This is a genomic window from Lachnoclostridium sp. Marseille-P6806 (assembly GCF_900625025.1).
Lineage (GTDB): Bacteria > Bacillota > Clostridia > Lachnospirales > Lachnospiraceae > CAG-791.
This window is the reverse complement of record NZ_LR130581.1, coordinates 115,798-138,899: the sequence shown is the minus strand read 5'-3', so window position 1 is coordinate 138,899 and position 23,102 is coordinate 115,798. Positions and strand designations below refer to the sequence as shown.

Genomic DNA, 23,102 nt, shown 5'->3' with positions numbered 1-23,102 from the left:
CAGATGACACAAACAGCGTATTTTCAAGGTATTTTGCACTATCTGTTGAAGGCCAGCAGGTGAATTTATAGAGATCAGGACTGATTTAGCCCGCTTTCTATTAACGTAATTTTTGAGGTTTCAGTGTTATAATATAAGCGAAGCAGATATAATTCTTTCCTGGAGTAAAGATGAAATAGATTTTTATAAATGGTCAGCGGGTATTTTGGGCGAATATCCGATAACAAAAGAGAAGTTTGATTTTGTGAATAATCTAATGGCTTTTACATCTATTGAAGATGATGAGACAGTAGGTTTTTTTACAATGAGAAGACCTTCAGAAAGCTTTGATGAGTTAAGGTTTGGCTTTGTAGTTGTTGATCCTTCAAAGCGTGGCAAAGGATACGGCAAGAGAATGCTTCAGTTAGGTTTAAAGTTTACAATAAATTTATGGTGCAAAAAAGTTTCGTTAAGTGTTTTTGAAAATAATGAATCTGCATATTTCTGTTACAAATCAATAGGCTTTGATGATGTCATTCTTGATAAGACAGAAATATATTATGTTTTGGGAGAAGAATGGAAATGTAAAGAATTGATGATTGAAAATCGATAGTTCCCAGTTTGTCGAGCTGAATAAAATTAGATATTGAGGATATAGGGCGATAGAAAGTAAAACATCTATCGTCTTTTCTTATGCAAAAAATTAAAAAGAGAGGAGGTGTGAGAAGTGGAATTTGATTATTTTTACAATCGTGACGGAGACCGTTTCAGCTACTATATGCTACCGAAAATCATAGTAACTGATGAAAGGTTTAAGAACTTATCCTCGGACGCAAAGATTTTATATTCTTGCCTATTGGAGCGAACAAGTCTGTCTTTCAGAAATAAATGGCTTGATGAAGAAAACAGAGTATATATCATCTTCACTGTGGAAGAGATTATGGAGACTTTAGGAAGATCCAATAAGACGGCAGTCAAAATTCTTAACGAGCTTGATAGTACCTCAGGCGGTATAGGACTTATCGAAAGAAAGAAACGGGGGCTTGGAAAGCCCAATATCATCTATGTTAAAGACTTTATGAGCGTATTTCGCTCCGAGTGTAAAAATTACACTTCAGAAGTGAATAATTTACACTCCAGAAGTGTAGAAACTACACCTCAAGAAATGAAGAATGTACACGGAAGTAATCTTAATAGAAATAATACTGAATATAGTAATCCTGATATGAGTTTAGGGAAAACTTGCGAATGTAAGGGTCTATACGTAGCTTATGTAGAAATGCATAAACCACGGTCGTGGGGTATGTGGGGTAAAGTAAAAATCCATGTTATGAAATACCCTATTGTGTTACGCCTATACAATTTCCACAAAGCAAGTACGAGTACCGAATTCGGGACTTGTAGATATAGGAAACGGTAAGTACAGGTATCTTACGGAAAGAGAGTGTTTAAGACTTATGGGCTTTGATGATGAAGATTTTGATAAGATAAGAGCCATTTATCCGAAAAGACCGGGCAAAACATCATCTATATTGTATAAGCAAGCGGGTAACAGCATTGTGGTGGATGTGCTTGAGGCAATTTTGAATGAAATATATAGGAGGCAAAACTGTTTTCATCGACGCCAGAAATCTCGGCTATATGGTGGATCGGAAGCATCGCGACTTCACCGATGAGGATATTGCCAAGATCGCTGATGCATTTGCTGCTTTCCAAGATGGGACGCCGGAAGATGTGAAGGGATTCTGCGCTGTTGCCACTCTGGAAGATATAGCAAAACAGGATTACATACTCACACCCGGTCGTTATGTCGGCATCGAGGAGCAGGAAGATGACGGAGAAGAGTTTGAAGAGAAAATGCTTCGCCTGACTTCTGAACTCTCTGAAATGTTTGAACGGTCACATGAGCTGGAGGATGAAATCCGGAGAAAGCTGGGGGCGATTGGGTATGAAATCTGATTGGATGGTAAAGAAGCTTTCAGACATAGCTGAGTTTAATCCCCGGGAGAGTCTTGTCAAGGGAACTATCGCAAAGAAGACTGCGATGGAAAAACTACAACCATTTACAAGAGATGTCCCATCATTTGAATAGGAAGCTTTTTCCGGCGGTACGAAATTCAGAAATGGCGACACTATAATGGCAAGAATAACTCCGTGTCTTGAAAACGGAAAAACTGCTAAAGTGTCTTGCCTCAATGATGGCGAGATCGGTTTTGGTTCGACAGAGTATATTGTGTTTCGAGCCAAAGAGGACGTAAAAGAGGACTACCTCTACTATTTGGTTTGTAGCCCTGCGGTTCGAGAGCCAGCAATAAAATCAATGGTCGGCTCTTCTGGTCGACAGCGTGTACAAACCGATGTTGTACAAAACCTTGAAATAGAAATTCCGCCGACCGAGGAGCAAAGGAAAATAGGAAAGCTTCTTAAGAATCTAGATGACAAAATTCAGCTTAATGCGGAAATAAACGAGAATTTACTTCAGCAGGCATCTTCGATATATCAAGCATGGTTTGAGGATTTTACCCTGTCGGATGGTTCTTGTCCTTCGTCTTGGAAGCAAAGAACCTTAGCTGACATTGCTGATATTACGAGCGGAAAGCGTCCTCCAGTCAAATCATCACAAAAAACAGATTCCGCTGCTATTCCTCTTGTTGGTGCTGCTTCGGTAATGGGATATACTACCGAAGCTAACCATACTGACAAAATACTTGTCACTGGTCGAGTAGGAACACATGGTGTGGTTCAGCGTTTCAACTCGCCATGCTGGACTTCTGATAACACGCTGGTTATTACAAGTGACCTCTACGAGTATACTTTCCAAATTCTTCAAAGAATCGACTACCGAGCTATGAATCGTGGTTCTACCCAGCCTCTAATCACCCAAGGTGATATGAATAAAGTGTCGATTCTAATACCGGATAAAGAAACGCTTTTGAATTTCGAGGCACTTGTCGGACAACTTATGGAACAGTATCAGGCAAATTTGCTTGAAAGTGGAAAACTTGCCGAACTGAGAGATACCCTTTTGCCACGCTTAATGTCTCCGACCTCGACCTTTAGGCTGCTAAATTCTCGTTTATGGGATTGGATTAAAATATTACAGAGGTGAAAATCTATGGGTAATGAAGATAAAGGTCAGATAATTATATATCAGTCAGACAATGGAAAAACTTCTATTGATGTTCGCCTTGAAGATGAAACTGTATGGCTAACACAGGCTCAAATAGTGGAATTGTTCCAGTCGAGCAAGGCCAATGTAAGTGAACATATCAAAAATATATACGATGAAAATGAATTGGACAGAGAGTCAACTGTTCGGAAATTCCGAACAGTTCAAAGAGAGGGAGAAAGAACTGTTACCAGAGAACTGACATACTACAATCTTGACATGATTATTTCTCTTGGTTATAGGATTAAGTCCCTTATAGCTACGAGATTCAGACGCTGGGCAACGGCTATTTTAAAAGAATATATGATTAAGGGCTATGCTCTTGATGATAGCAGGCTAAAAGGTAATGGCGGAGGTCAGTACTGGAAGGAACTTCTTGATAGGATTCGTGACATTAGATCCAGCGAAAAAGTACTGTATCGACAGGTTTTGGATCTATATGCGACGAGTGTTGACTATGATTCAAGAAGTAATGAATCTATCGCTTTCTTTAAAATGGTACAAAATAAACTACATTATGCAGCACATGGTCATACTGCAGCAGAAATCTTATATGAACGCACTGACGAGGATCATTATCTGACCACAGCCCAGCTGATGGAGATCCTCGAAAAGGAATACGGTATCAAGGCCCACCGGCAGACGATTCCTGCGGATGTGGCAGCTCTGCGCTCTTTTGGCATGGAGATCCAGGAAGTGATGTCCTCCCAGAAGCGCTATAATCTGATCAGCCGCGAGTATGATATCGCGGAGATCAAGCTGCTGATCGATGCGGTGGAATCCTCCAAGTTTATCACCAAGAAGAAAAGTGAAGAACTGGTGGCCAAGCTCTCCAAGATGGCTGGCCGGAACCAGGCCGAGAATCTGAAGCGGAACATCGCTGCGGAGGATCGTATCAAATACGATAACGAGAGCATTTACCTGATCATCGACGGTATCAATGAAGCTATCAATGCCGGAAAGCAGATATCCTTCCTGTATTTCAAGTACGATGTCCGGAAGGAGCCACGGCTGCGCAATGACGGCAAGTCGTGGGTATTCAGCCCTCATAAGCTCGTATGGAACGGCGATTTCTATTACATGGTCGGCGTGTTCGATAACAGAAAGAGGGTCGGCACCTTCCGCGTGGACCGGATCATGAGACGTCCGGATATTCTGGAGGCCGATGCGCTGCCCTTCCCGGCGGACTTCGATTTCGATAAATACCTTCAGACCAGCTTCCGGATGTATGGGACGAAGTTCACCACAGTGGATCTCATCTGCAAAAACGATGTCATGGATGCGATCCTGGACAAATTCGGCAAGGATATCACCACCTACTGCTATGACATGGAGAATTTCCGCGCAGAGGTGGATGTCGTGCCCAGCAGCGTGTTCTATTCATGGGTATTTGGCTTCGGTGGCGATGTTGTGATCAACGGACCGGCCAATGTCAAAGAAGAGTATAAGCAGCTGGTGCAGAAAGTGGCGGAAGGACTTCAGACATAAAACGTTGCGAAGGGAGACGTTATGGCTCGGCAAAGCGTCTTTGATATGAAGGTATCAAAAGTCTATCCGCTGCTTTTGCAGAAGATCCGTTGGCTGGACAAACTGGTGGATGATCTTGCAAAGGGCAAGCCGATGGAAAAGGTGCTTCCCTGAACAGGTTTGCCGGAATCGTAAAGGAGATGCTATATGTTCAGAGAAATGCTCAGAAAGAAACAGCAACTGTCCGAGACGGAGTGCATCGATATCCTGAGAACACAGCTGCGAGGTGTCCTCTCCGTCCTGGGGGATGACGACTACCCCTATGGCATGCCCATCAACCACTGCTTTTGTGAGGAAGACGGGAAGCTCTATTTCCACGGCGGGAAGAAAGGTCATAAGATCGACTCCATGAAGCGGCATAACAAGGCATCCTTCTGCGTCTATGATGAAGGCTTCCGCCGGGATGGCGAATGGGCGCTGAATATAAAGTCGGTCATCGTTTTCGGACGGATCGAGTTTGTTGAGGATCAGGAAAAGGTGTACCGGCTTTCCGCAGAATTAAGCCGCAAATTCACTGGTGACGAGACCTATATCCAGGATGAGATCAAGCTCTGCAAGGCATCAAAAATGTGAAAACTGAGCCGCAGAAGGATAAACGTAATAAGAGGACCCCTGGCAAGACTATGTTTATATCGAACGTCTTCACGAAACACCAGAAAACACCAGAAAGCCGTAAGATTGACAAGCATGAAGCGCTTGGTTAGAATAAAGTTAGCTTTGTATAACCCAATGACAAGAGGTGGTGATAAGAGTGATTCTGTCCTATCCAAATCCCAGATATGTCCCCACATCTGTCAATATACATTCATCAAGTCTTCCACAGAAAGCCAGCAAAGTTGATGAGTCCAACTACCGCATTTCACGTGATATGCTTATTGGAACATATGATAATGTCGAGGTAGCGCCGGGGCTTGTTCTGACGATTTCAGATTTTGTCGCCCATGATGATATTGAGATGACAACAACGCATTCAGATCTGAGCTTGTTTCAGATTTCTTTCTGTATGGAGGGACAGATGGAATGGACATACAAGAAAGACGGTCTTATTTATCCGTTCTGCATTGGAGCTCAGCAAAGTCAGGTCAGATATGGTGTGATTCAGGAATGCAAAAGCAAAATAGCAAAAAACAGACGGTTCCAGAGCATCAGCATCACGGTGGAAGAAGGTGCCTTTGGCAGCATTCTATTCATCATCCGGGAACGCGGTGCGTTGTTTGATATGAACAAAAGCCTCCCGGCAAAGCTTTATACATACACGCCCAATGTTGCGAAAATCCTGGCAGAAATCATGGGCTGCAACCTGCCGGATGATCTCAAAAAAATATATCGTCACGGAAAAGTATTTGAGCTTTTGGCTGTGTATTGCGATGAAGTTATCTGCCGGTCACCACGGAATGATTTCGGCATCCGTATAAGCAGTAATGACTATGCCGCTCTTTTGAAAGCCAGAGATATTATCAGTAAAAACTTTGCACATCCGCTTACAATTTCAGGGGTGGCCAAAACAGCAGCGATTAACGAACAGTTGCTAAAAGAAGGCTTTAAGCATTGCTTTGGTGTGACCGTCAATGAATATATCGTGCAAAAACGAATGGAAACCGCCCAAATGCTTCTGAAAAAAGGACAGTATACCGTTCATGATGTCGCCTGGATGGTTGGCTATTCCCACGCGGGTTATTTTATCAATCTTTTTCGTAAGCATTATGGAATATCCCCAGGAGAAATGCTAAAAACAAATAAATAACCGTTTCCTCATTGCCTCATGCGCCCGATGGATGCGTGAGGTTTTTCTTTTTGTGACATGAAAACTTCGGAATGTGACACGCAGAGAGACGATCTATAGGTATGCTTAAATAAGTTAGTAATTCCTAACTAAATTTATAAGGAGGTACTCCAAATGAGTAATACAAAAGAAAACCGGATGAAGACGAAAGACATTGCCATGATCGGCATCTTTGGCGCATTGCTTTTTGTCATTACAATGCTGACTGGTTCCCTGATGGCGTTGAGTATGGCCGTACAGATGTATTCGGTTGCAACTATCGCCCTTCTTTCCGCACCTTTGTATATGCTTGTGATGTCCAAAGTACATAAGAAAGGCGCCGTCATTGGTATTTGCTCTCTTGTAGGAATCCTTTGGGTACTTTTCGGCGGCTTCTTTGTTTTGATTTGGATGATCGCTCTTGGGATCGTCGGCGAAATCATTGTGAGCAAAACACAGTATCAGAACTATAAGACTCTCACCATTTCTTTCGGATTGTACACAGTTGCGTATTATCTCGGCGCGATTGCTCCAATTTACTATTATCCCGCCTATGTTTACAGACTGGGCTATCCTGCGGAGACATCTGATGCGCTGATTGCCACCGCTCATACGCCTGTCGGATACATAGCCATTCCCGTAACAATTGCAGCTATTATCCTGGGTGCTATCATTGCAAAATCGCTCCTGAAAAAGCATTTTGAAAAAGCCGGTGTAGTATGATGTATCGCATTGACCCACGGATTCTTATTGTTCAAATTATAGTGTCCGGGGCATGCATCTTCTGGATTTTTTCGCCGGTGGGGATGGCCGTTGAAACAGCATTTTTAATGGGCTTTTTGCTTTATCTTCGCCGGCCAGAAGAGGCGGTCAGGCTCGGACTCTGGTTTTGTTTTATTGTCGGGCTGTATGCGCTGGCAATTCATTTGGGCGTACCACAGGCGATTGAAAGGCCGGTTTTTTTGCTGCGAAAGATGTCTCCGCTGATCGGGGTCATTCTGCTGTCGTTAAAAAGCATGAGTGTAAGTGAGCTGATGGCTGGGCTGCAAAAACTGCGTTGTCCAAAATCAACCTCGCTTGCGCTGGCAATCGCCCTGCGTTTCATACCTACGATCCGACAGGAGCTATCTCAGATCAAGGATGCCATGAGAACGCGGGGCGTTCCGTTGACGCTCTCAACCTTTTTGAAAGCTCCTGCTCTAACGGCGGAGTACATGCTTGTCCCTTTTATGATGCGCTGCGTCAAGGTTGCGGACGAGCTGGCGGCAGCAGCCGTTACAAGAGCGATAGAGAATCCAGCGCCCAGGGGGATGCGTATCCCTATGAAAATAAGAATCAGGGATATATTCTATTTGCTGCTTGTTGTCGGTAGTAACTTGGCAGCATTATCATGTGGACGTTTCGCGCTGTTGTGAGGTTCGGCATGAATATCATAACAATCAAAGACCTCTGCTTCCGGTACGAGGTGGCCTCGCAGGAAGACGCGCTGAAAAATGTCAATCTGCAAATCCAACAAGGCGAGTGTCTTGTTCTGACAGGGGAAAGCGGTTGCGGAAAGACAACCTTGATCCGCTGCCTGAATGGGCTGATCCCCGGATTTTATGAAGGAAAGCTGTCAGGGAAACTGTATTTCAGGGAAACATCTTATGAAGGACTTGAACAACATGAGATCAGCGCACACATAAGCACAGTCTTTCAAGACCCCCGTTCACAGTTCTTTACCGTCAACTCCACAGACGAAGTTGCGTTTGGCTGTGAGAATCTGTCCTTCTCTACGGAGAGGATCAACGAAAATGTTGAAAAAGCCTTCTCGTATCTGAATATCGAAAGGCTGAAAGACAGAAGCCTTTTTGCACTGTTCAGCGGGGAAAAACAGAAACTTGCGGTGGCCTCGGTGTACGCCATGTCTACGGATGTGATCCTGTTGGACGAGCCCACGGCAAATCTTGATGAAAGTTCCATTCAGGATATGAGCAAAATGCTGTCCGCGCTGAAAGCCGAGGGAAAAACGCTGATCGTATCAGAGCACCGGCTGTCGTGGCTTGACGGGATCGCAGACCGATATGTGTATATGGCGCAGGGAGAGATCAGGCAGATATGGAGCGCAAAGGATGCCAGAAGTCTGTCCAAAGATGAACTGAGGCAATATGGCCTGCGGAGCTTGTGCGAGGATGATGTTCCCCTCCGGCCTGATTCGTCTGACGGAGGGGAACATGAACTGTCTTGTGAAGGGCTGACCGTGTCTTATGGCAGACAGAGAATTATCCATGATATGACGTTCCGGCTTTCCTGGGGAAAGCAAGGGAAAATCGTCGTGATCGTCGGAAAGAACGGCACGGGAAAAACAACGCTTGCAAAGAGCCTATGCGGGCTTCTGGCACCAAGTGGCGGCATGATTACCTTAAATGGAAATAAAGTCGGCGTGAGAGAGCTGTGCAAAAACACATATATGGTTATGCAGGACGCTGACTATCAGCTTTTTACGGAGAGCGTTTTACACGAGATACAGCTTGCAGGCCGCAAGCGTCATTCAAAATGCCAAGAAGACGATCCTCAGAGAATTACAGAAATTCTAAACCGCTTCGGCCTTGAGGGATATAAGGAGCGCCACCCGCTTTCGCTCTCCGGCGGGCAAAAGCAGCGTGTCACGATTGCTGCGGCATTAGCCGCCGGAGCGAATGTCCTGGTGCTGGACGAGCCCACCAGCGGCCTGGATGGACGCAATATGCAAAATCTGAAAGAAGCTCTGCGGGAGATAAAAGCTCAGGGCAAATTAATTCTTATCGTGACGCACGATGCAGAGTTTTCGAACGACTTAACCGATCAAACAATAATGCTTTCGCAGCAGGAGGAAGTCATTGTGAACAAAAGAGAAAAAAGAGAATCCCCGCTGAAAGGAATTCTGCGCTTTGCAAAACAGCGGAAATCGTTGATACGCATCTCCGTTGTACTGTCCGTTTTATCGTCAGCCTTTGGCTTGCTGCCCTATATTTCCGTTGCAGTTTTGTTGGGGAAAGCATTAGAAAGTCAATTGACATTCGCATGGACTGTTGGGCTTTCGCTGTCTGCGCTGCTGGGGTATTTTCTCAAATTTTATCTTTTCTCAAAATCCACTTTGTGCTCCCATAAGGCAGCGTACGAGATCATTCGCAACATACGCTGTGCGATCATGAAAAAGATGTCGAAGATGTCCATGGGCGCGGTGCAGGAAAAGGCGTCCGGGGAGTTCAAGCAGCTTGTGATCGACGACACGGACCGCCTGGAGGGGCAGATTGCCCATGCGATCCCCGAAATGACTGCGAGCATTTTAATCCCCCTGATGGTCTTTGCTTACCTGCTTTTTGTGGACTGGCGCATGGCTCTTGCTTCTCTTGGCTCGGCGATTCTCGGCAACATTATCCTTTACAGCATGATGTTTGGGCGCGGAGAAATGATGAAGGAATATATGAGCGCAAACGGAAACATGAATGCGACAATCGTTGAATATGTGAACGGCATGGAGGTCATTCGCATGTTTAACCAAACGGCATCCTCCATGGGCCGCTTCAAAGCTGCTGTGTTGAAGGTGCGGGACGTTACCACGGCGTGGTACAGGCATTGCTATCCGTATATGAGTATTGGCCAGACCGTTATGACTTCCAGCATTTCCTTTGTTCTCCCTGTCGGTGCCGCAATCCTGTCACGCGGAGCTGCGACGCTGAACGAAGTCATCTTATGCCTGCTTTTGTCTATGGGGCTCGCAGGCTCCTTGCAGGCCATGATTGAGTTTTGGCAGGACATATCGGCAATTTATGAAATCCAGCCGCGTATCCAGGCACTTCTGGACGCGGAGGAGCTTCCTGTCCCAAAGGAGTCCAAACATCCAAATGGAGCCGAGATTGAGTTAAAGGACATTCATTTCAGTTATGGGGATGCCGAGGTTATTCATGGTGCATCCTTTACGGCAAAGGAGGGAACGGTCACGGCACTCGTCGGCCCATCCGGATCAGGAAAGTCAACTTTGGCGAAGCTCATTGCCCGTTTTTGGGATGTAAACGCGGGGGCGATACAGATTGGCGGCGTAGACGTCAGGCATATTTCCCTGTCCGAGCTTTCCGATCAAATCAGCTACGTTTCACAGGATAATTTCCTCTTTAACATGAGTTTACGGGACAACATACGCATCGGAAAACCGGACGCTTCTGACGAAGAAGTGGAACAAGCTGCCGAACAGGCAGGCTGCGGAGAGTTTATAAAGCAGCTTTCACAAGGGTATGATACGAGCGCCGGGGACGCCGGATCGAGATTGTCGGGAGGAGAAAGACAGCGCCTTGCGATTGCAAGAGCGATCCTAAAGGACGCTCCCATCGTAATTCTTGATGAAGCAACCGCGTTTACAGACCCCGAAAACGAGGATAAGATACAGCGGTCTATTGATCGGCTTACAAAGGGGAAAACCCTGATTGTCATTGCACATCGTTTATCCACTATCATGTATGCCGATCAGATCATTGTTCTGGAGGATGGGGAAATCTCTGCAAAAGGAACCCATGAGCAGCTTCTTTCATCCTCACAGACCTATTTGGCTATGTGGAAAGCTCATATTTCCGCCATGGATTGGAGTATTAGTCAGGAGGTGACACAGGCATGCTGAATGTAGTCAGGAGAGTTCTTCGGCTCTCCGGTGATCTGTCCAAAAAAATATACGTCGGTTTTATTTGCAGTTTCCTTGATTCCGTCGTAACAATGTTCCCCATGGGGGCTGTGTTCTATGTTCTTTCAACGCTGCAAGCAGGCGCTTTGTCCGGGCAGGATTGGAAGACGATCCTTTGTATTTTAGGGGGCTCCCTGCTCGCACGAATGGTTTTCAAATATGGAATACATAGTTTACAGAGTGCAGCAGGCTTTGAGTTCGTGGCGCGGGAACGGCTTACCTTGGGCGACAAACTGAGAAATGCTGCAATGGGCTTCTTCCATGATCGAAACATGGGAGACATCACGGCAAGCGTCACAACGGATCTGAATTTCCTTGAGAATTATTCCATGCACGTCCTTGACCGCATCACAACCGGCATGGTGAGCATGGTAATTATCAGTGCCTTTATTCTATGGTTTGACTGGCGGATTGGATTGATCTTTATCCTTGGCGCCCTCTGCTCCTTTTTGGTATATGGTCGAATGCAGGTAAAAGGCAAAGAATTAACCGCAAATCAACGCCGTGTCCAGGCAGAGGCCGTAGAAGCTACGCTTGAATATGTGCAGGGAATTTTTGTTATTAAATCGTTCAACATGGAAGAGAAGAATCTGAGTGGCATAGAAACAACGTATGACAAGACCGCTGACGCTTCCTATGCTTTGGAACGGGCTTTTGCACCGATGAACGTCGCCTATTCTATGGTGTTTCGCGTAACGGCATGCGCTATTATGCTGGCTGCCCAATTCCTTTCCTTGCGGGGAGAAATAGATTTTCCCACTTTGGCCGTGATCCTGATTGCCTCCTTTTCCATCTTTGCGCCGGTTGAAGTCATGGGTCAGCTAACGCCCATGATACGCTCTATGGAGGCGTCGCTTGATCGTGTGGAACAGATCAAGAAGGAAAATGATATAGATGATGGCGGCCGGGATATTGACCCTGCATCCTTTGACATTGACTTTCAAGACGTCAGCTTTTCTTACGATCAGGGAGTAAAAGCATTGGAGCACGTCAGCTTTTCCATCCCTGAAGGAAGCATGACAGCTATCGTTGGGCCGTCAGGCAGCGGGAAAACGACAATCACGAGGCTGATTGCCCGGTTTTGGGACGTTCAGGAAGGCTGCATTCTGATAGGCGGTCACGATGTGCGGGAATTTACTTCGGACAGTCTTCTGAAAAACATGAGCATGGTATTTCAGAATGTCTACCTTTTCAGGGATACTATCGAAAACAATATAAAGTTCGGATGCCCGGACGCTACCCATGAACAGGTTGTAGAAGCGGCACAAAAGGCTCGATGTCATGATTTTATCAGCGCATTGCCGAAGGGGTATCAAACAATGGTCGGTGAGGGCGGCAGCACTCTGTCAGGTGGAGAGAAACAGCGAATCTCCATAGCAAGAGCGATCTTAAAAGATGCCCCCATTGTACTTTTGGATGAAGCTACAGCGAGCGTTGATCCCGAAAATGAAATGCATCTCCAGCAAGCGATCAGCGACTTGGTTAAGAATAAGACTTTAATTGTTATCGCGCACCGCTTATCAACGATCCGGGAGGCAGACCAAATACTTGTGATTGATAATGGGCAACTTGTTCAATCTGGAAAACATCAAGAGTTGATCGAAAAACAGGGGATATATCAAAAGTTTTGGGAAATACGGCAAAACGCAAAGAACTGGCGTGTTGCTGGGTAACGCGAGGTGGAAATATGAAACTTCATGCTTCCGGCGAGGATTATTTTGAAAGCCATTTACATTTTGATAAAAGAAAAAATGAACAACAAGTATACCCTGCACCTGTGCGGGCGTCGACTCTGACATTGCCAAAGCCGAGGCCTGCAAAATGGAGCATGCGATCAGCGACGATTTTTTAATAAGCTCAGGGGACAGGAACAAAACTTGTCCATATGCTGCTACCTGTGATCTTGTGTCGGGAAAGGAAAGAGATCCCTGACCCGCAAGGACACAGTGTTTACTCGCTCAGGGATTATAATATAACGGATAAAGAAGGAATTACTTTATGACATTACGATGGAAAAAGAATTGATCGGATGAGCCGTCTTCTTTTTGTCATCGGGTGAATGCCAAAAGGGCGGGATATCCCGCCCTCCTTGGGACAAAGCGACTATGAGCCGATCATTGGAATATCGACAGACTGCTCTGGACAATGCGATTGACGAAGCGGATGACGTCCTCCCGGCTGTATTTATCATATCCGCCGATGACAACATTCATCAGCCCGTTTGACAGGTGCGTATACAGCATTTCCAAATCATTATCGGTGGCGTGGCGAAGCGGCTTCCTCCATGCCCGGATGCTCTCATCATGGGCAAGGGAGATCATCTGACTGAGAACAGAGGGGCTGGCCCCGCTGAAAATCAATATCTGACAGGCCTCCTCATTCCTTTCGACCATCTCATAGATCGCTTCGATCAGGGCACTTACATCATAAGAGTCCACCAGCTTCAGGAAGCGTTCAAATTCATCGATCAACTCCTGCTCGATGCTTTCCATGAGTGCAAAGCAGTCGCTGTAGTGCGCATAAAAGGTTGCCCGGTTCAGGTCTGCGAGTTCGCAGACCTCCTTTACCGTGATCTTATTGACCGGCTTTTCCTTGAGCAGCGTCAGAAAAGACTGCTTCAATATATGCTGCGTATAACGCACCCTTGCATCTGTCCGTTTCATAAAAACCTCCATACCGAAGCGCCCCGACGAGGTACGTGCCGCAAAATCCGCGCAGGCGGTTTTGCGGCTGCGATTCGGTTTTTTCAACACAAGCGCTTTTTTTGTCGGCTTTCTTTCGTTTCGTCGAATATTGCCGATTGTCACTGGTTTTCAGAAAAATTATACTGGACTTGTGAAAGATAAACAACGTTTGTCTTTTTAGCGAGGTGGTGTTATGTTTTCTAAGTATCTTGTGACAGGAGCAACAGGATTCCTTGGCCGCGCCGTGATTGCAGAGCTCCGTGAAAAAAGTGCGGAGATTTATGCGCTGGTTATGGAAGGTGATCCATTGGCGGGCGAACTGCCGCCGGATGTGTATCAAATCTGCGGAGATGTATGTGATGAGTCTTCGTTGGAGCGCTTCTTTTCCTGTGCGGATCAGCAGACCTGTCTCATCCATTGCGCGGGCATCGTATCGGTTGCCTCACATCCGGGAGACAGGATCTATAAAGTCAATGCAGGCGGAACGAACAACATTCTGCGGCATTGTGAACGCAGCAATATTGAAAAGCTGGTATATGTCAGCTCCGTCCATGCAATCCCGGAAAAGCCGAAAGGAAAAGTGATTACAGAGGATGCCGTGTTTGCCCCGGAACGGGTACGGGGCGATTATGCAAAAAGCAAGGCCATCGCAACGCAGCTGGTTTTTGAGGCGGCAAAACGCGGTTTGAATGCCAGCGTGGTTTTTCCGTCGGGCATCATCGGTCCCGGCGACATTGGAAAAGGAAGCATCACCGGGATGCTGCTGTCTTTCCTCACCGGGAAGCTCCCTTTTGCGGTAAAGGGAGGCTATGATTTTGTGGATGTGCGGGATGTGGCATCCGGTATTGCGGCATGTGCCGAGTATGGCCTTTCCGGGCAGGGATACATTCTGTCCGGGCAGTATGCCTCGATCCGGGATATATTAGAGGCGGCCAAAAGCGCGTTGTCTATTAAACGAACCGTATCTTTCCTGCCGATTTGTCTTGCAAGGCTTGCAGCGCCAATCTATGAAATATGGAGTCTGCGAAAGCATCTGCCGCTTTATTTTACCCCATACGCGATCGATGTTCTGAGCTCCAACAGCCGTTTCAGCCGGAAAAAGGCAGAGGCAGTTCTGCACTATGCCCCGCGCTCTGTAAAAAGCAGCATTCGTGATACGGTGCTGTGGCTGAAAGATAAAATGTAACAGCTTTTTCGACATTCTTCTGGAATATGGCAGACTTGAGGCGGCATCCTGTATGCTGCCGTCACTCGGTTTGATCTCAACTGTTGAATATCACCCCATTTGTCAGTCAGTATGGTTTACTGCTGACGAATGGGGTGATTCTATATGCCCAAGGGGATGGAATTTCTGACACGCACAGGAAAATCAGTTTACAGTAAAGCGGTTTCATTTCGTGATATTCTATTGGCGTCATGACTTTCTGCTTCCTTTGTATGTGTTTGGCTGTGCAATAGCTTATATATTTATTGATCGCCCGAAGAAACGGGATTTTGGAGACTGTCTGGTTTTTCCGATCGCTGATAAAATTATTAAAAAGCAGGGATATGCTTTTGCCAAGAGAAAGGACAGTGTTATCCGGGCGGCAGTCAGATGGGCAGATGTGATCCATTTTGAAGAACCTTTTTCTCTGGAAATGTATATTGGGAAGATCGTGAAGCAGGAAAAGAAACCGCTGACCGCGGCATACCATTTACACCCGGAAAATATCTTCGCCACAATACATTTACGTAAAAATTTGTTCTTTAATTCAATTACGCTTCTTGCATGGCGCAATCTTGTATTCAATCAATGCGTGATCGTACAATGCCCGACGGAGAGCGCGAAGCGGCGCTTGGAGAAATGGCACTGCAAAGCGGAATTACGTGTGATCTCCAACGGGATGCTTCCGGTCAATGCAGAAAGGGCGGAGCCTCCCGTACAGAAAGAAGAGGGAGTATTTCTGCTTGTTTCTACCGGAAGATATTCTGAAGAAAAAGATCAGATTACCCTGCTCAAGGATATGAATTATTCCAGGTATGCTCAAAAAATTCAATTGGTATTGGCGGGAAAAGGCCCGACCGAAAAGAAGCTGCGCCGGATAGCGGACAGATTATTCCGTGACGGTGTTTTACAACACAGGCCGATTTTCGGGTTTTATACACTGCCGGAAATGCAGGCAATTTACCGTCAGAGGGATCTGTATATCCATTGTGCGATTATTGAGGTATCCTTATAAAAATGAAAAGATGCTTGCGGAGAGAATTGACTACTGGCTGAAAGATGATTTCAGGCGCATCAACGAAGCGGAACGCTATAAAATGGAAAGCGAAAAATATGATATTCATCATTCGGTTAAGCGTTTGCAGCAGATGTATCGGGATGCCATACAAGGGAGGCTGCCTGTTGCTCCTGAGTCTCAAAGGATTTGCTGACAAGGCGCCGGAGGGGCCTGGCCGGCACAGCATATGCCGTAAATTTGGAACGATCATTTTGCCGCACCCGCTTGAACAGGAAAACCTCTGTGAGGACAATGAAAACAGAGGTGGAATTTATGGAAAAAGACAAGGCTGATCTCGGGGAAAACAGAATCCTGCGCGGAGAAGACGGCGTGTATCGATGGATTTACGAATTTCCTCTTTTGAAGAACCCGCTCATACTGTTTATGCTGTGGAAGATACTGGCGTTTTCCCTTGGGGGCGTATGGGCTTTTGTGACGCTGCTGTCTCTTGGCGATCCGGGCTTTTGGTGGGTGGGCTTCTGGAGCGAAGCGAAAGGATTTGCCCTGATCCTTGCAGGCCTGCTTGCGCTCGGCTTTATCGCCTATCTGTTTTATGCCGCGGTCATGGGCGGAAAATACTGCGTATTGTTTGAAATGGACGAGCATCGAATTGTTCATACGCAGCTGCCGGGACAATTTCGAAGAGCAAAGAGCTTATCTGCGGCGGTGGTGCTTACGGGTCTCGCTGCCGGAAATGTCGGCGCGGCCGGCAGCGGGCTTCTGGCCGGCAGCAGGCAGTCCCTGTCCTCGGAGTGGTGCAAGGTGAAACGCGTCGTGTTCTGCCCGGGCAGGAACACCATCAAGCTGCATGCGCCGTTTTGCAGGAATCAGATATATGCTTCAGACAGGGATTTTGAATTTGTGAGGCGCTTTGTCGAAGAGCACTGCGTCAATGCGGAAATTCATAAATAGAAGGATTCGGGAGCCCCTGCCTGCGCGTGTGGAAAGGACGTGGTTAAAATGCAGAATGTGATATGGCCGAATAAGTGATATGATGATTAACAACAGCGTTCTCCGGCGCGCATCGAAGCATCTGTCATTCTTTCAGCAGGGCTGTGCATGACCGGAGCTCATTCAGAAGACAGAAAGGGACAGGCTATGGCTTTCATGAAAGGCGCTTTTATGCGCGGACTGGACAACATGATCATAAAGGAGATCCCGAAGCCGGAAGCTCACCGGGGGACCGTCGTCGTAGCTCTTGAGTATGTCGGCGTCTGCGGCTCGGATGTTCACTATTATCACAGCGGACGCTGCGGCGCCTACGAGGTGGATCTCTCCAAGGACTATATGCTTGGCCATGAGTGTGCGGGCACGGTTGTGGAGGCCGGCGACGGCGTAGAGGGCCTCAGGATCGGCGATCATGTCTGCCTTGAGCCGGGGATCACGGACGGAAGCTGTGAATTCTGCAAGTCCGGGAAGTATAATCTCTGCCCTGACGTGCAGTTTCTTGCGACTCCTCCGGTGCCGGGCTGCAACGAGGAATTCATCGAGTTTCCGGCGGATTACTGCTTCCGGCTTCCTGAGAATATGACGACGATGGAAGGCGCTTTGATCGAGCCCCTCTCGGTCGGCTTTCACGCCGCCAATCAGGGCGATGTGCAGGTCGGAGAAACCGTCGTCATCCTTGGCGCGGGCACGATCGGCATGACCACGCTCCTGTCCTGCAAGGCACACGGTGCGGGAAAGATTATTGTGGCGGATCTCATCGACGCGAAGCTGGAGCTCGCAAAGAAGATGGGAGCGGATATCATCATAAACAGCGGCAGGGAAGATGTATTTGAAGCGGTGAACCGCGCTACCGGCGGGCAGGGAGCCGAGAAAGTTTTCGAGACCGCAGGCTCCGCCGTCACCATCGCGCAGACCCCCTTTATGGTAAAGCGCGGCGGCACCATCACGCTGGTAGGTATTTCCGTAAAGCCGGAGATCAGCTATAACTTTGCGCAGATCATGGATAAGGAGATCACGATCAAATCGGTCTTCCGTTACCGCAATATCTATCCGAAAGCGATTGCCGCGGTTGCAAAGGGCGCGATTGACGTAAAGCCGCTGGTCACGCATCAGTTCGACTTCGACCATATCAATGACGCCTATCAGGAGGCGCTGAATAATAAAACGGACGCGCTGAAGATCATGATTAAGGTTAAGTGATAGAGCGAAAGAACAAAGAGGCGATCATAGAGGCAGATCGTAAAGACGGGTGATAAAGACAAGGGTAAGCCACGGGCTCCCGGGCTGTCTGACAATATAGAAATCAGACAGCCCGGGAGTATTATTATCCGATAGCAGGTGATCATCCGGCCGGAAACTTCCGGAGCGGCATATTTTTGTACGGAAAATATAGGGCATTTGCCGGAGCGGTCCGGTAAAATCTGTGTTGCAGGAGGGAATTCCCATGCAGATGATGAAAGCGTTCTAATGAGACGATACGCTATATGGAAAGCGTATTGGACGGAGAGATTGATGAGAGCAGGATCGCCCGTCTTTCCGGTTATTCCTATGCCATGTTCAGCAGACTGTTTTCCATTCTGACAGGCATGACGCTGTCGGAATACATACGGCTCAGGAGGCTGACGAAAGCCGCGGCGGAGATCAGGGAAACCGACGATAAAATCATAGAGATCGCCGTGAAGTACGGCTATGAATCATCGGATTCCTTTGCGAACGCTTTTAAGAGCTTTCATCATGCGACGCCTACGGAGGTACGCAGCGGAGAGGCGTATCGGACTGTCTCTCCCGTTCGGCTGATGCTGAGTGTGAAAGGAGGAAAAAACATGGATGTAAGAATTCAGAGGAAGAGCAGATTCACGGTGGCCGGGATCAAATCGGAGAACATTGATTCGTCCTCCTGTCCGGCGGTCTGGGAGGAACTGTATGCAAAATATGATCACGCCGCGCTTTCCCGCATGGGGAACGGTCAGAGCTATGGGATGTGCTTTGATGTGAAAGATGAAAACAGAATCAATTACATGGCCTGTTATCATGTCGGTGATGCGGCGACGGCAGAGGAGATGGGGCTGGAAATATGCCATGGAAGTGTTTTTGCCGGAGCAGGGCTATATGCACGCGGGATCGCCGGACTTCGAGGTCCATTCCGAGGGAGATATGTACAGCCCGGATTATATGATGGAGCTCTGGATTCCGATTGTCCGGAGAGAATAGTGTGAAAAATCACGCTGATGCGCGGATTTTACAGCGTGTGCCTCGCTGGGGAATGCTTCGGCATGGAGGATTGATGCGAGGGCAGCAGCGCTTCTTGGACGGCATGGCCGGAATCACATCCGGCTGTGCCGTTTTGCGGTGGGAGGAAAATCCCTCAGCGCAGTTCCAGAGCATTTTCAACATCAAGCATAACTTTCCCCATGTGGTGTAGTATCATATTAACATCAAAGAATGAAAACATATTACGGAGTGAAAGAGAGGGCGGTATTCCCTTTGGGCACTGTCTGCCAAAGCATCAACAGGGAGGATGTATATGCGGAAAATCTGTTTTCTTACAGTGGGGCTCATTCTGTCTGTCATATCCGCAGCTGCCTGCGGCAAAGCGTCCGCTTCTTACGGAGGCTCTGAAGGCGGCTCCGTAGCTTCCGTTTCCGATGGCGTCACGGCCTCTGATGACGCTCCGGCGGACTCCGAAAGCACTCCGACCGCTTCTCAGACTGCTTCGGAGAATGAAAGCGGTGCAGAGGCGGATGAGAACCGACCGGACGGCACAGGAAAAGACAGCGGAGAAAACCGACCGGGTGAGGCGGAGGAGCATGATCCGGAGACCCCGGCGGCGCCGATCAATAACAACGGTCATTTTGTGCAATACGGGGATACGGTCTATTTCCATGTGCCGGACGAAGAGGCCATGGAGGAGAGTTCACTGTTTGGGGAATTTGCGGACAGTGACCATGGACCGACGATACTCATGGCCTACGATGTCGGAACGGGTCATACAAAGGCGGTGCAGAATGATCATGCGTGGGGCTGCCTGACGGTTTCCGGGAATTTTCTCTGTTTCCCAGGCCGCGCATTTCCGGATTCGCCGGAGGAAACCATTGTAAAATGCGGTCTGAACGGGGAGACGTACGAGGGAAAAGATTCCGGGAATTGCGTCTGTTTTGGTGGAGACAGGGGAGGACATTACCTTGTCGGCTGGTTTTATGCGGAGGGGAATGATACGTCGGGCGTATGGGAAGTTCATCTCGTCCCGCATAAGGATGCGGTGCCGATGGAGAGTGTTGTCCTCGGGAGCGGGGCAGAGTGCGTGGCGGTCATCGGCGATCAGCTTATTTATATGATCTGGCAGAAAGATCCGGAACGGCCAGATCAGTATGACAGGTATCTCATGCAGATCGGTATGAATGACGGGACGAAGATTGCGCTGGGACGGCTGCCGAAACCGGAATATGGCGGCTGTGAGGTGGATCAGATCGAGCTGCGGGACAGCGACCTGTATTTTTCCTATGGAAGATACGAGGGGACCGGCCGTTTCTACAGCGGCGGGTGGCTTATGGGCGCCCGGCTTGGTGCGCCGGATTCTCTGCTCTGTCAGGAAGAATTCATGGGCGGAAAGGGGCTTTCTTCATCTCCTGCGTTTCGAATGACAGAGGGAAAACCGGCTTGGTGCGCCGGGATTCCTCTGAGTGCCGGCGTGAAAGAGGACGCGCTCGGATATTATGATGAGAGAGGAGAGTGGGTGGAGGCGGCGCCTCAAGGTTATGCGCGCAGGGTCGGAAAGGAGAATGACGGGCCGCTTACGGATATTGAGGTCGCGGAGCTTGTAGACGGAGCAATTTATGCGGTCCGCAATGTGTGCGAACGGGTGCCGGAGGATGATATCGGATGGAGAATGGCGTATCGGCGGCAGTCCATGCAGGCGATCCGGGTCGACTGTGAGACCGGTGCAGAGACCGTTCTTTACGAAAGGGTGCGATAAAAAGCGGCGGTGCGGTGAAAACGGTTCGTCTGTGAGACTGTCATAAAATCATATTTTGCTCTGACCGGCGCAGAATCGAGGGCATTCGCCCCGGCCTGCGCCGGTTCGCTGCTCTCAGGAGCTCCCCACGCGCGGGCCTCTGCCCAGAATGTGCTTGACAATCCGGGAGAGTCGGTGGGTATAGTATTATGATTATGTATGTCCGGATATTCTGTAAAAATGCGTCGGCACGAGGCGGCTTATGATTCGATTCGGAGAAAAAAAACATCAGGCGGAGACCCCGGAGATCCGCGAGCAGATCAGCTCAGCGGCAGGGGAATCCGGAGCGCGGCGGGGCGGCAGCTTTCGGAAGCGCCACCGGGTGCTGACCTCGCTGGTGTGCGTTTTTCTGGCGATTGATCTGCTGCTCGGCGCGGCATATGGTTACTTCCACAGCAAATATCTGCTGCTTCAGTTCAGCAGCGGGCTTCGCGGAGCCGCCCTGACGGAGGAGGAGCTTGCCGCGATGAAAGCGGAGGACGACCGGAACGCGGAGGAAATGGCAAAGCAGACCGCGGATATGGAGGAGGCGGCGTCGGTGGAGGCGCGCGGAAATATCGAGAACGACGATGCGGTCTACAATATTCTTCTGATCGGAACCGACGACAGGACAAAGGCATTCAGCGATAATGCGAGAGGGGACTCCTGCATCCTCTGCTCCATCAATACCAGAACGGGCCGGATCACGCTGGTCAGCTTTGAGCGCGGCATGGGTATGCCGGTTCTGGACGGGGAATACGAGGGACAGTATGACTGGCTGACGCACTGCTTCCGCTACGGCGGGGCCGACCTGATGATGCAGGAGATCCGGGAATGCTTTAAGCTGGACGTGGATAAATATGTGCGTGTCAATCTCTGGACCTATATGCAGCTTGTGGATTCGGTCGGCGGGATCGATATGGATATGACCGAGGCGGAGGTGAACAACATCAATCACCCCGAGGGCTCCTATACGGTCGGCTATATCAGGGGCATGCACGTGGAGGACAGCATTCAGCAGGACCTCGAGCCTGGGGTGAATCATCTGAACGGCGCGACGGCGATGGTCTACGCCCGTCTTCGCTCCATTGACAGCGACTGGCGGCGGATCGAGCGCCAGCGCAAGGTCATCCTGGCCTGCGTCGATCAGGTAAAGCATTTGAACGCGCTGCAGCTCGATAAGCTCTTCAATGAGGTTCTGCCGCTGGTGCAGACGAATCTGACGGAGCGGGATATCGCGAATCTGCTGACCAACGCCCCCGCGATCCTCAATGCGGATTTCCAGCAGATGACGGTTCCGCTCGCACATACCTACGGCGTCATGCGAGGCCTCGGGGGGCGGAGCATGTTCGCCATCGACTTCGACACCAATTCCAAGGCTCTGAAGTCCGTGCTCTATGGTGATGATTCTGCCGAGGAGACGACCGCATATTATGAAAATCTGGAAACGCCTACGTACCGGAGAGGTATGGGAGGTTCCTCCGCCTATCGGAGCGGAGGAAGCAGCTCCGGCGCGGCCTCTTCCGCACCGGCTCAGCCTGCGGCGGGCACGGCGGGAACCGGCGCTTCGGTTCCGCTCGAGGTGGTTTCGACAGAAACCGACCCGTTGACCGGAGTAGTCACTATCACATATCGGGATCCGGCGACCGGCGCGCTGACCGTGACGGCGGTCAATCCGAGCACCGGCGCGCAAACAACGACGGTACAGGACCCTTCGACGGGAGAGACGGTGACGGCGCATTCCGAGGGCTCTGCTCCTGCGGGGAACACCGCAGGCGATGCCACTTTGAATACGGCTCCGAATACTGCAAATACAGGAGGTGCAGACCCGGGGAGCGGAGGGGTGGATCCGAATGCGGGCGCTGCCCCGCCTGCGACCGGTGGAGCGGCAGGAAACGTTTCCGGCAGTACGGCCCCATCCGGGGCCTCGGAGGGGGCGGCGCCCGGCGTCTCGGGCGGAGCCGCAGGAAACGCCGGAGCGGAAGCCGAAACCAGCGGTGTGACAGCGGTGCCCTCTGTGGGGACGGCCGGAGCCTCCGGAACAGCGGAGACGGCAGGGGCGGCGAATGCCGCCCCGTAGGGCAGATA

Annotated in this window: 21 protein-coding genes and 2 pseudogenes; 22 read left to right on the top strand and 1 reads right to left on the bottom strand. The window is 49.1% G+C overall.

Going from position 1 to position 23,102, the window contains the following annotated elements:
• Positions 1–112 precede the first annotated feature (112 nt).
• The 14 genes and pseudogenes from E0E20_RS10120 (at position 113) to E0E20_RS10055 (ending at position 12,803) form a co-directional block, all read left to right on the top strand.
• On the top strand, positions 113–592 hold the full coding sequence (locus E0E20_RS10120; RefSeq protein ID WP_130838081.1) for a GNAT family N-acetyltransferase: 480 nt from the start codon (positions 113–115) through the stop codon (positions 590–592).
• Between the two features lie 114 nt (positions 593–706).
• The gene (locus E0E20_RS10115) at positions 707–1,399 is read left to right on the top strand and encodes a replication initiator protein A (RefSeq protein ID WP_242622752.1); all 693 of its coding nucleotides are present in this window, start codon (positions 707–709) and stop codon (positions 1,397–1,399) included.
• Positions 1,400–1,436: 37 nt separating this feature from the next.
• Positions 1,437–1,655, top strand: a complete 219-nt coding sequence (locus E0E20_RS14510; RefSeq protein WP_330508927.1) for a hypothetical protein — start codon at positions 1,437–1,439, stop codon at positions 1,653–1,655.
• Positions 1,582–1,938: pseudogene (locus E0E20_RS10105) on the top strand (N-6 DNA methylase); the annotation flags it as partial. The gene E0E20_RS14510 and the pseudogene E0E20_RS10105, both read left to right, overlap by 74 nt.
• Complete coding sequence (locus E0E20_RS14255; RefSeq protein WP_242622751.1) at positions 1,928–2,071, top strand: hypothetical protein; 144 nt, start codon at positions 1,928–1,930, stop codon at positions 2,069–2,071. The pseudogene E0E20_RS10105 and the gene E0E20_RS14255, both read left to right, overlap by 11 nt.
• A 45-nt stretch (positions 2,072–2,116) precedes the next feature.
• Positions 2,117–3,088 carry a restriction endonuclease subunit S gene (locus tag E0E20_RS14250; protein ID WP_242622750.1) on the top strand — a complete coding sequence of 324 codons (972 nt, stop codon included), beginning with the start codon at positions 2,117–2,119 and terminating at the stop codon, positions 3,086–3,088.
• Positions 3,089–3,094: 6 nt separating this feature from the next.
• A complete protein-coding gene (gene rhuM / locus E0E20_RS14785; protein WP_130838080.1) occupies positions 3,095–4,636 on the top strand; it encodes a RhuM family protein in 1,542 nt (513 codons plus the stop codon).
• A 21-nt stretch (positions 4,637–4,657) separates the two neighbouring features.
• Positions 4,658–4,789 (top strand): DUF2200 family protein, encoded by a 132-nt coding sequence (locus E0E20_RS14040; RefSeq protein ID WP_207302853.1) that lies wholly within the window; start codon positions 4,658–4,660, stop codon positions 4,787–4,789.
• A gap of 33 nt (positions 4,790–4,822) precedes the next feature.
• Positions 4,823–5,248, top strand: a complete 426-nt coding sequence (locus tag E0E20_RS10080) for a pyridoxamine 5'-phosphate oxidase family protein (RefSeq protein WP_130838079.1) — start codon at positions 4,823–4,825, stop codon at positions 5,246–5,248.
• Between the two features lie 178 nt (positions 5,249–5,426).
• The gene (locus E0E20_RS10075) at positions 5,427–6,419 is read left to right on the top strand and encodes a helix-turn-helix transcriptional regulator (protein WP_130838078.1); all 993 of its coding nucleotides are present in this window, start codon (positions 5,427–5,429) and stop codon (positions 6,417–6,419) included.
• Between the two features lie 153 nt (positions 6,420–6,572).
• Positions 6,573–7,160, top strand: a complete 588-nt coding sequence (locus tag E0E20_RS10070) for an MptD family putative ECF transporter S component (protein WP_130838077.1) — start codon at positions 6,573–6,575, stop codon at positions 7,158–7,160.
• The gene (locus E0E20_RS10065) at positions 7,157–7,852 is read left to right on the top strand and encodes an energy-coupling factor transporter transmembrane component T (protein ID WP_130838076.1); all 696 of its coding nucleotides are present in this window, start codon (positions 7,157–7,159) and stop codon (positions 7,850–7,852) included. The genes E0E20_RS10070 and E0E20_RS10065 overlap by 4 nt, the downstream gene beginning before the upstream one ends.
• Before the next feature lie 8 nt (positions 7,853–7,860).
• A complete protein-coding gene (locus E0E20_RS10060) occupies positions 7,861–11,070 on the top strand; it encodes an energy-coupling factor transporter ATPase (RefSeq protein ID WP_165444067.1) in 3,210 nt (1,069 codons plus the stop codon).
• Positions 11,064–12,803 carry an ABC transporter ATP-binding protein gene (locus E0E20_RS10055; RefSeq protein ID WP_130838074.1) on the top strand — a complete coding sequence of 580 codons (1,740 nt, stop codon included), beginning with the start codon at positions 11,064–11,066 and terminating at the stop codon, positions 12,801–12,803. The genes E0E20_RS10060 and E0E20_RS10055 overlap by 7 nt, the downstream gene beginning before the upstream one ends.
• Positions 12,804–13,244: 441 nt before the next feature.
• Here E0E20_RS10055 and E0E20_RS10045 read toward each other — a convergent pair whose 3' ends face one another.
• On the bottom strand, positions 13,245–13,793 hold the full coding sequence (locus tag E0E20_RS10045) for a TetR/AcrR family transcriptional regulator (protein WP_130838072.1): 549 nt from the start codon (positions 13,791–13,793) through the stop codon (positions 13,245–13,247).
• A gap of 214 nt (positions 13,794–14,007) precedes the next feature.
• Here E0E20_RS10045 and E0E20_RS10040 point away from each other — a divergent pair, with 214 nt between their 5' ends.
• The 8 genes and pseudogenes from E0E20_RS10040 to E0E20_RS10010 all read left to right on the top strand — a co-directional run bounded on the left by E0E20_RS10040 (position 14,008) and on the right by E0E20_RS10010 (position 23,094).
• A complete protein-coding gene (locus E0E20_RS10040) occupies positions 14,008–15,000 on the top strand; it encodes an NAD-dependent epimerase/dehydratase family protein (RefSeq protein WP_130838071.1) in 993 nt (330 codons plus the stop codon).
• Between the two features lie 211 nt (positions 15,001–15,211).
• Positions 15,212–16,033 (top strand): glycosyltransferase, encoded by an 822-nt coding sequence (locus E0E20_RS10035; RefSeq protein ID WP_130838070.1) that lies wholly within the window; start codon positions 15,212–15,214, stop codon positions 16,031–16,033.
• 10 nt (positions 16,034–16,043) lie between these two features.
• Complete coding sequence (locus E0E20_RS13945) at positions 16,044–16,229, top strand: hypothetical protein (protein WP_165444066.1); 186 nt, start codon at positions 16,044–16,046, stop codon at positions 16,227–16,229.
• Positions 16,230–16,348: 119 nt separating this feature from the next.
• Positions 16,349–16,987 carry a hypothetical protein gene (locus E0E20_RS10030; protein WP_165444065.1) on the top strand — a complete coding sequence of 213 codons (639 nt, stop codon included), beginning with the start codon at positions 16,349–16,351 and terminating at the stop codon, positions 16,985–16,987.
• A 186-nt stretch (positions 16,988–17,173) separates the two neighbouring features.
• Positions 17,174–18,223, top strand: a complete 1,050-nt coding sequence (locus E0E20_RS10025) for an NAD(P)-dependent alcohol dehydrogenase (protein WP_330508923.1) — start codon at positions 17,174–17,176, stop codon at positions 18,221–18,223.
• Positions 18,224–18,507: 284 nt separating this feature from the next.
• Positions 18,508–19,234: pseudogene (locus E0E20_RS10020) on the top strand (AraC family transcriptional regulator).
• Between the two features lie 313 nt (positions 19,235–19,547).
• Entirely contained in the window at positions 19,548–20,996 is a 1,449-nt protein-coding gene (locus tag E0E20_RS10015; RefSeq protein ID WP_130838068.1) for a hypothetical protein, read from the top strand.
• A gap of 241 nt (positions 20,997–21,237) precedes the next feature.
• Positions 21,238–23,094: an LCP family protein gene (locus tag E0E20_RS10010; RefSeq protein ID WP_130838067.1), complete on the top strand. Its 1,857-nt coding sequence runs from the start codon at positions 21,238–21,240 to the stop codon at positions 23,092–23,094.
• The last annotated feature ends 8 nt before the right edge of the window (positions 23,095–23,102 follow it).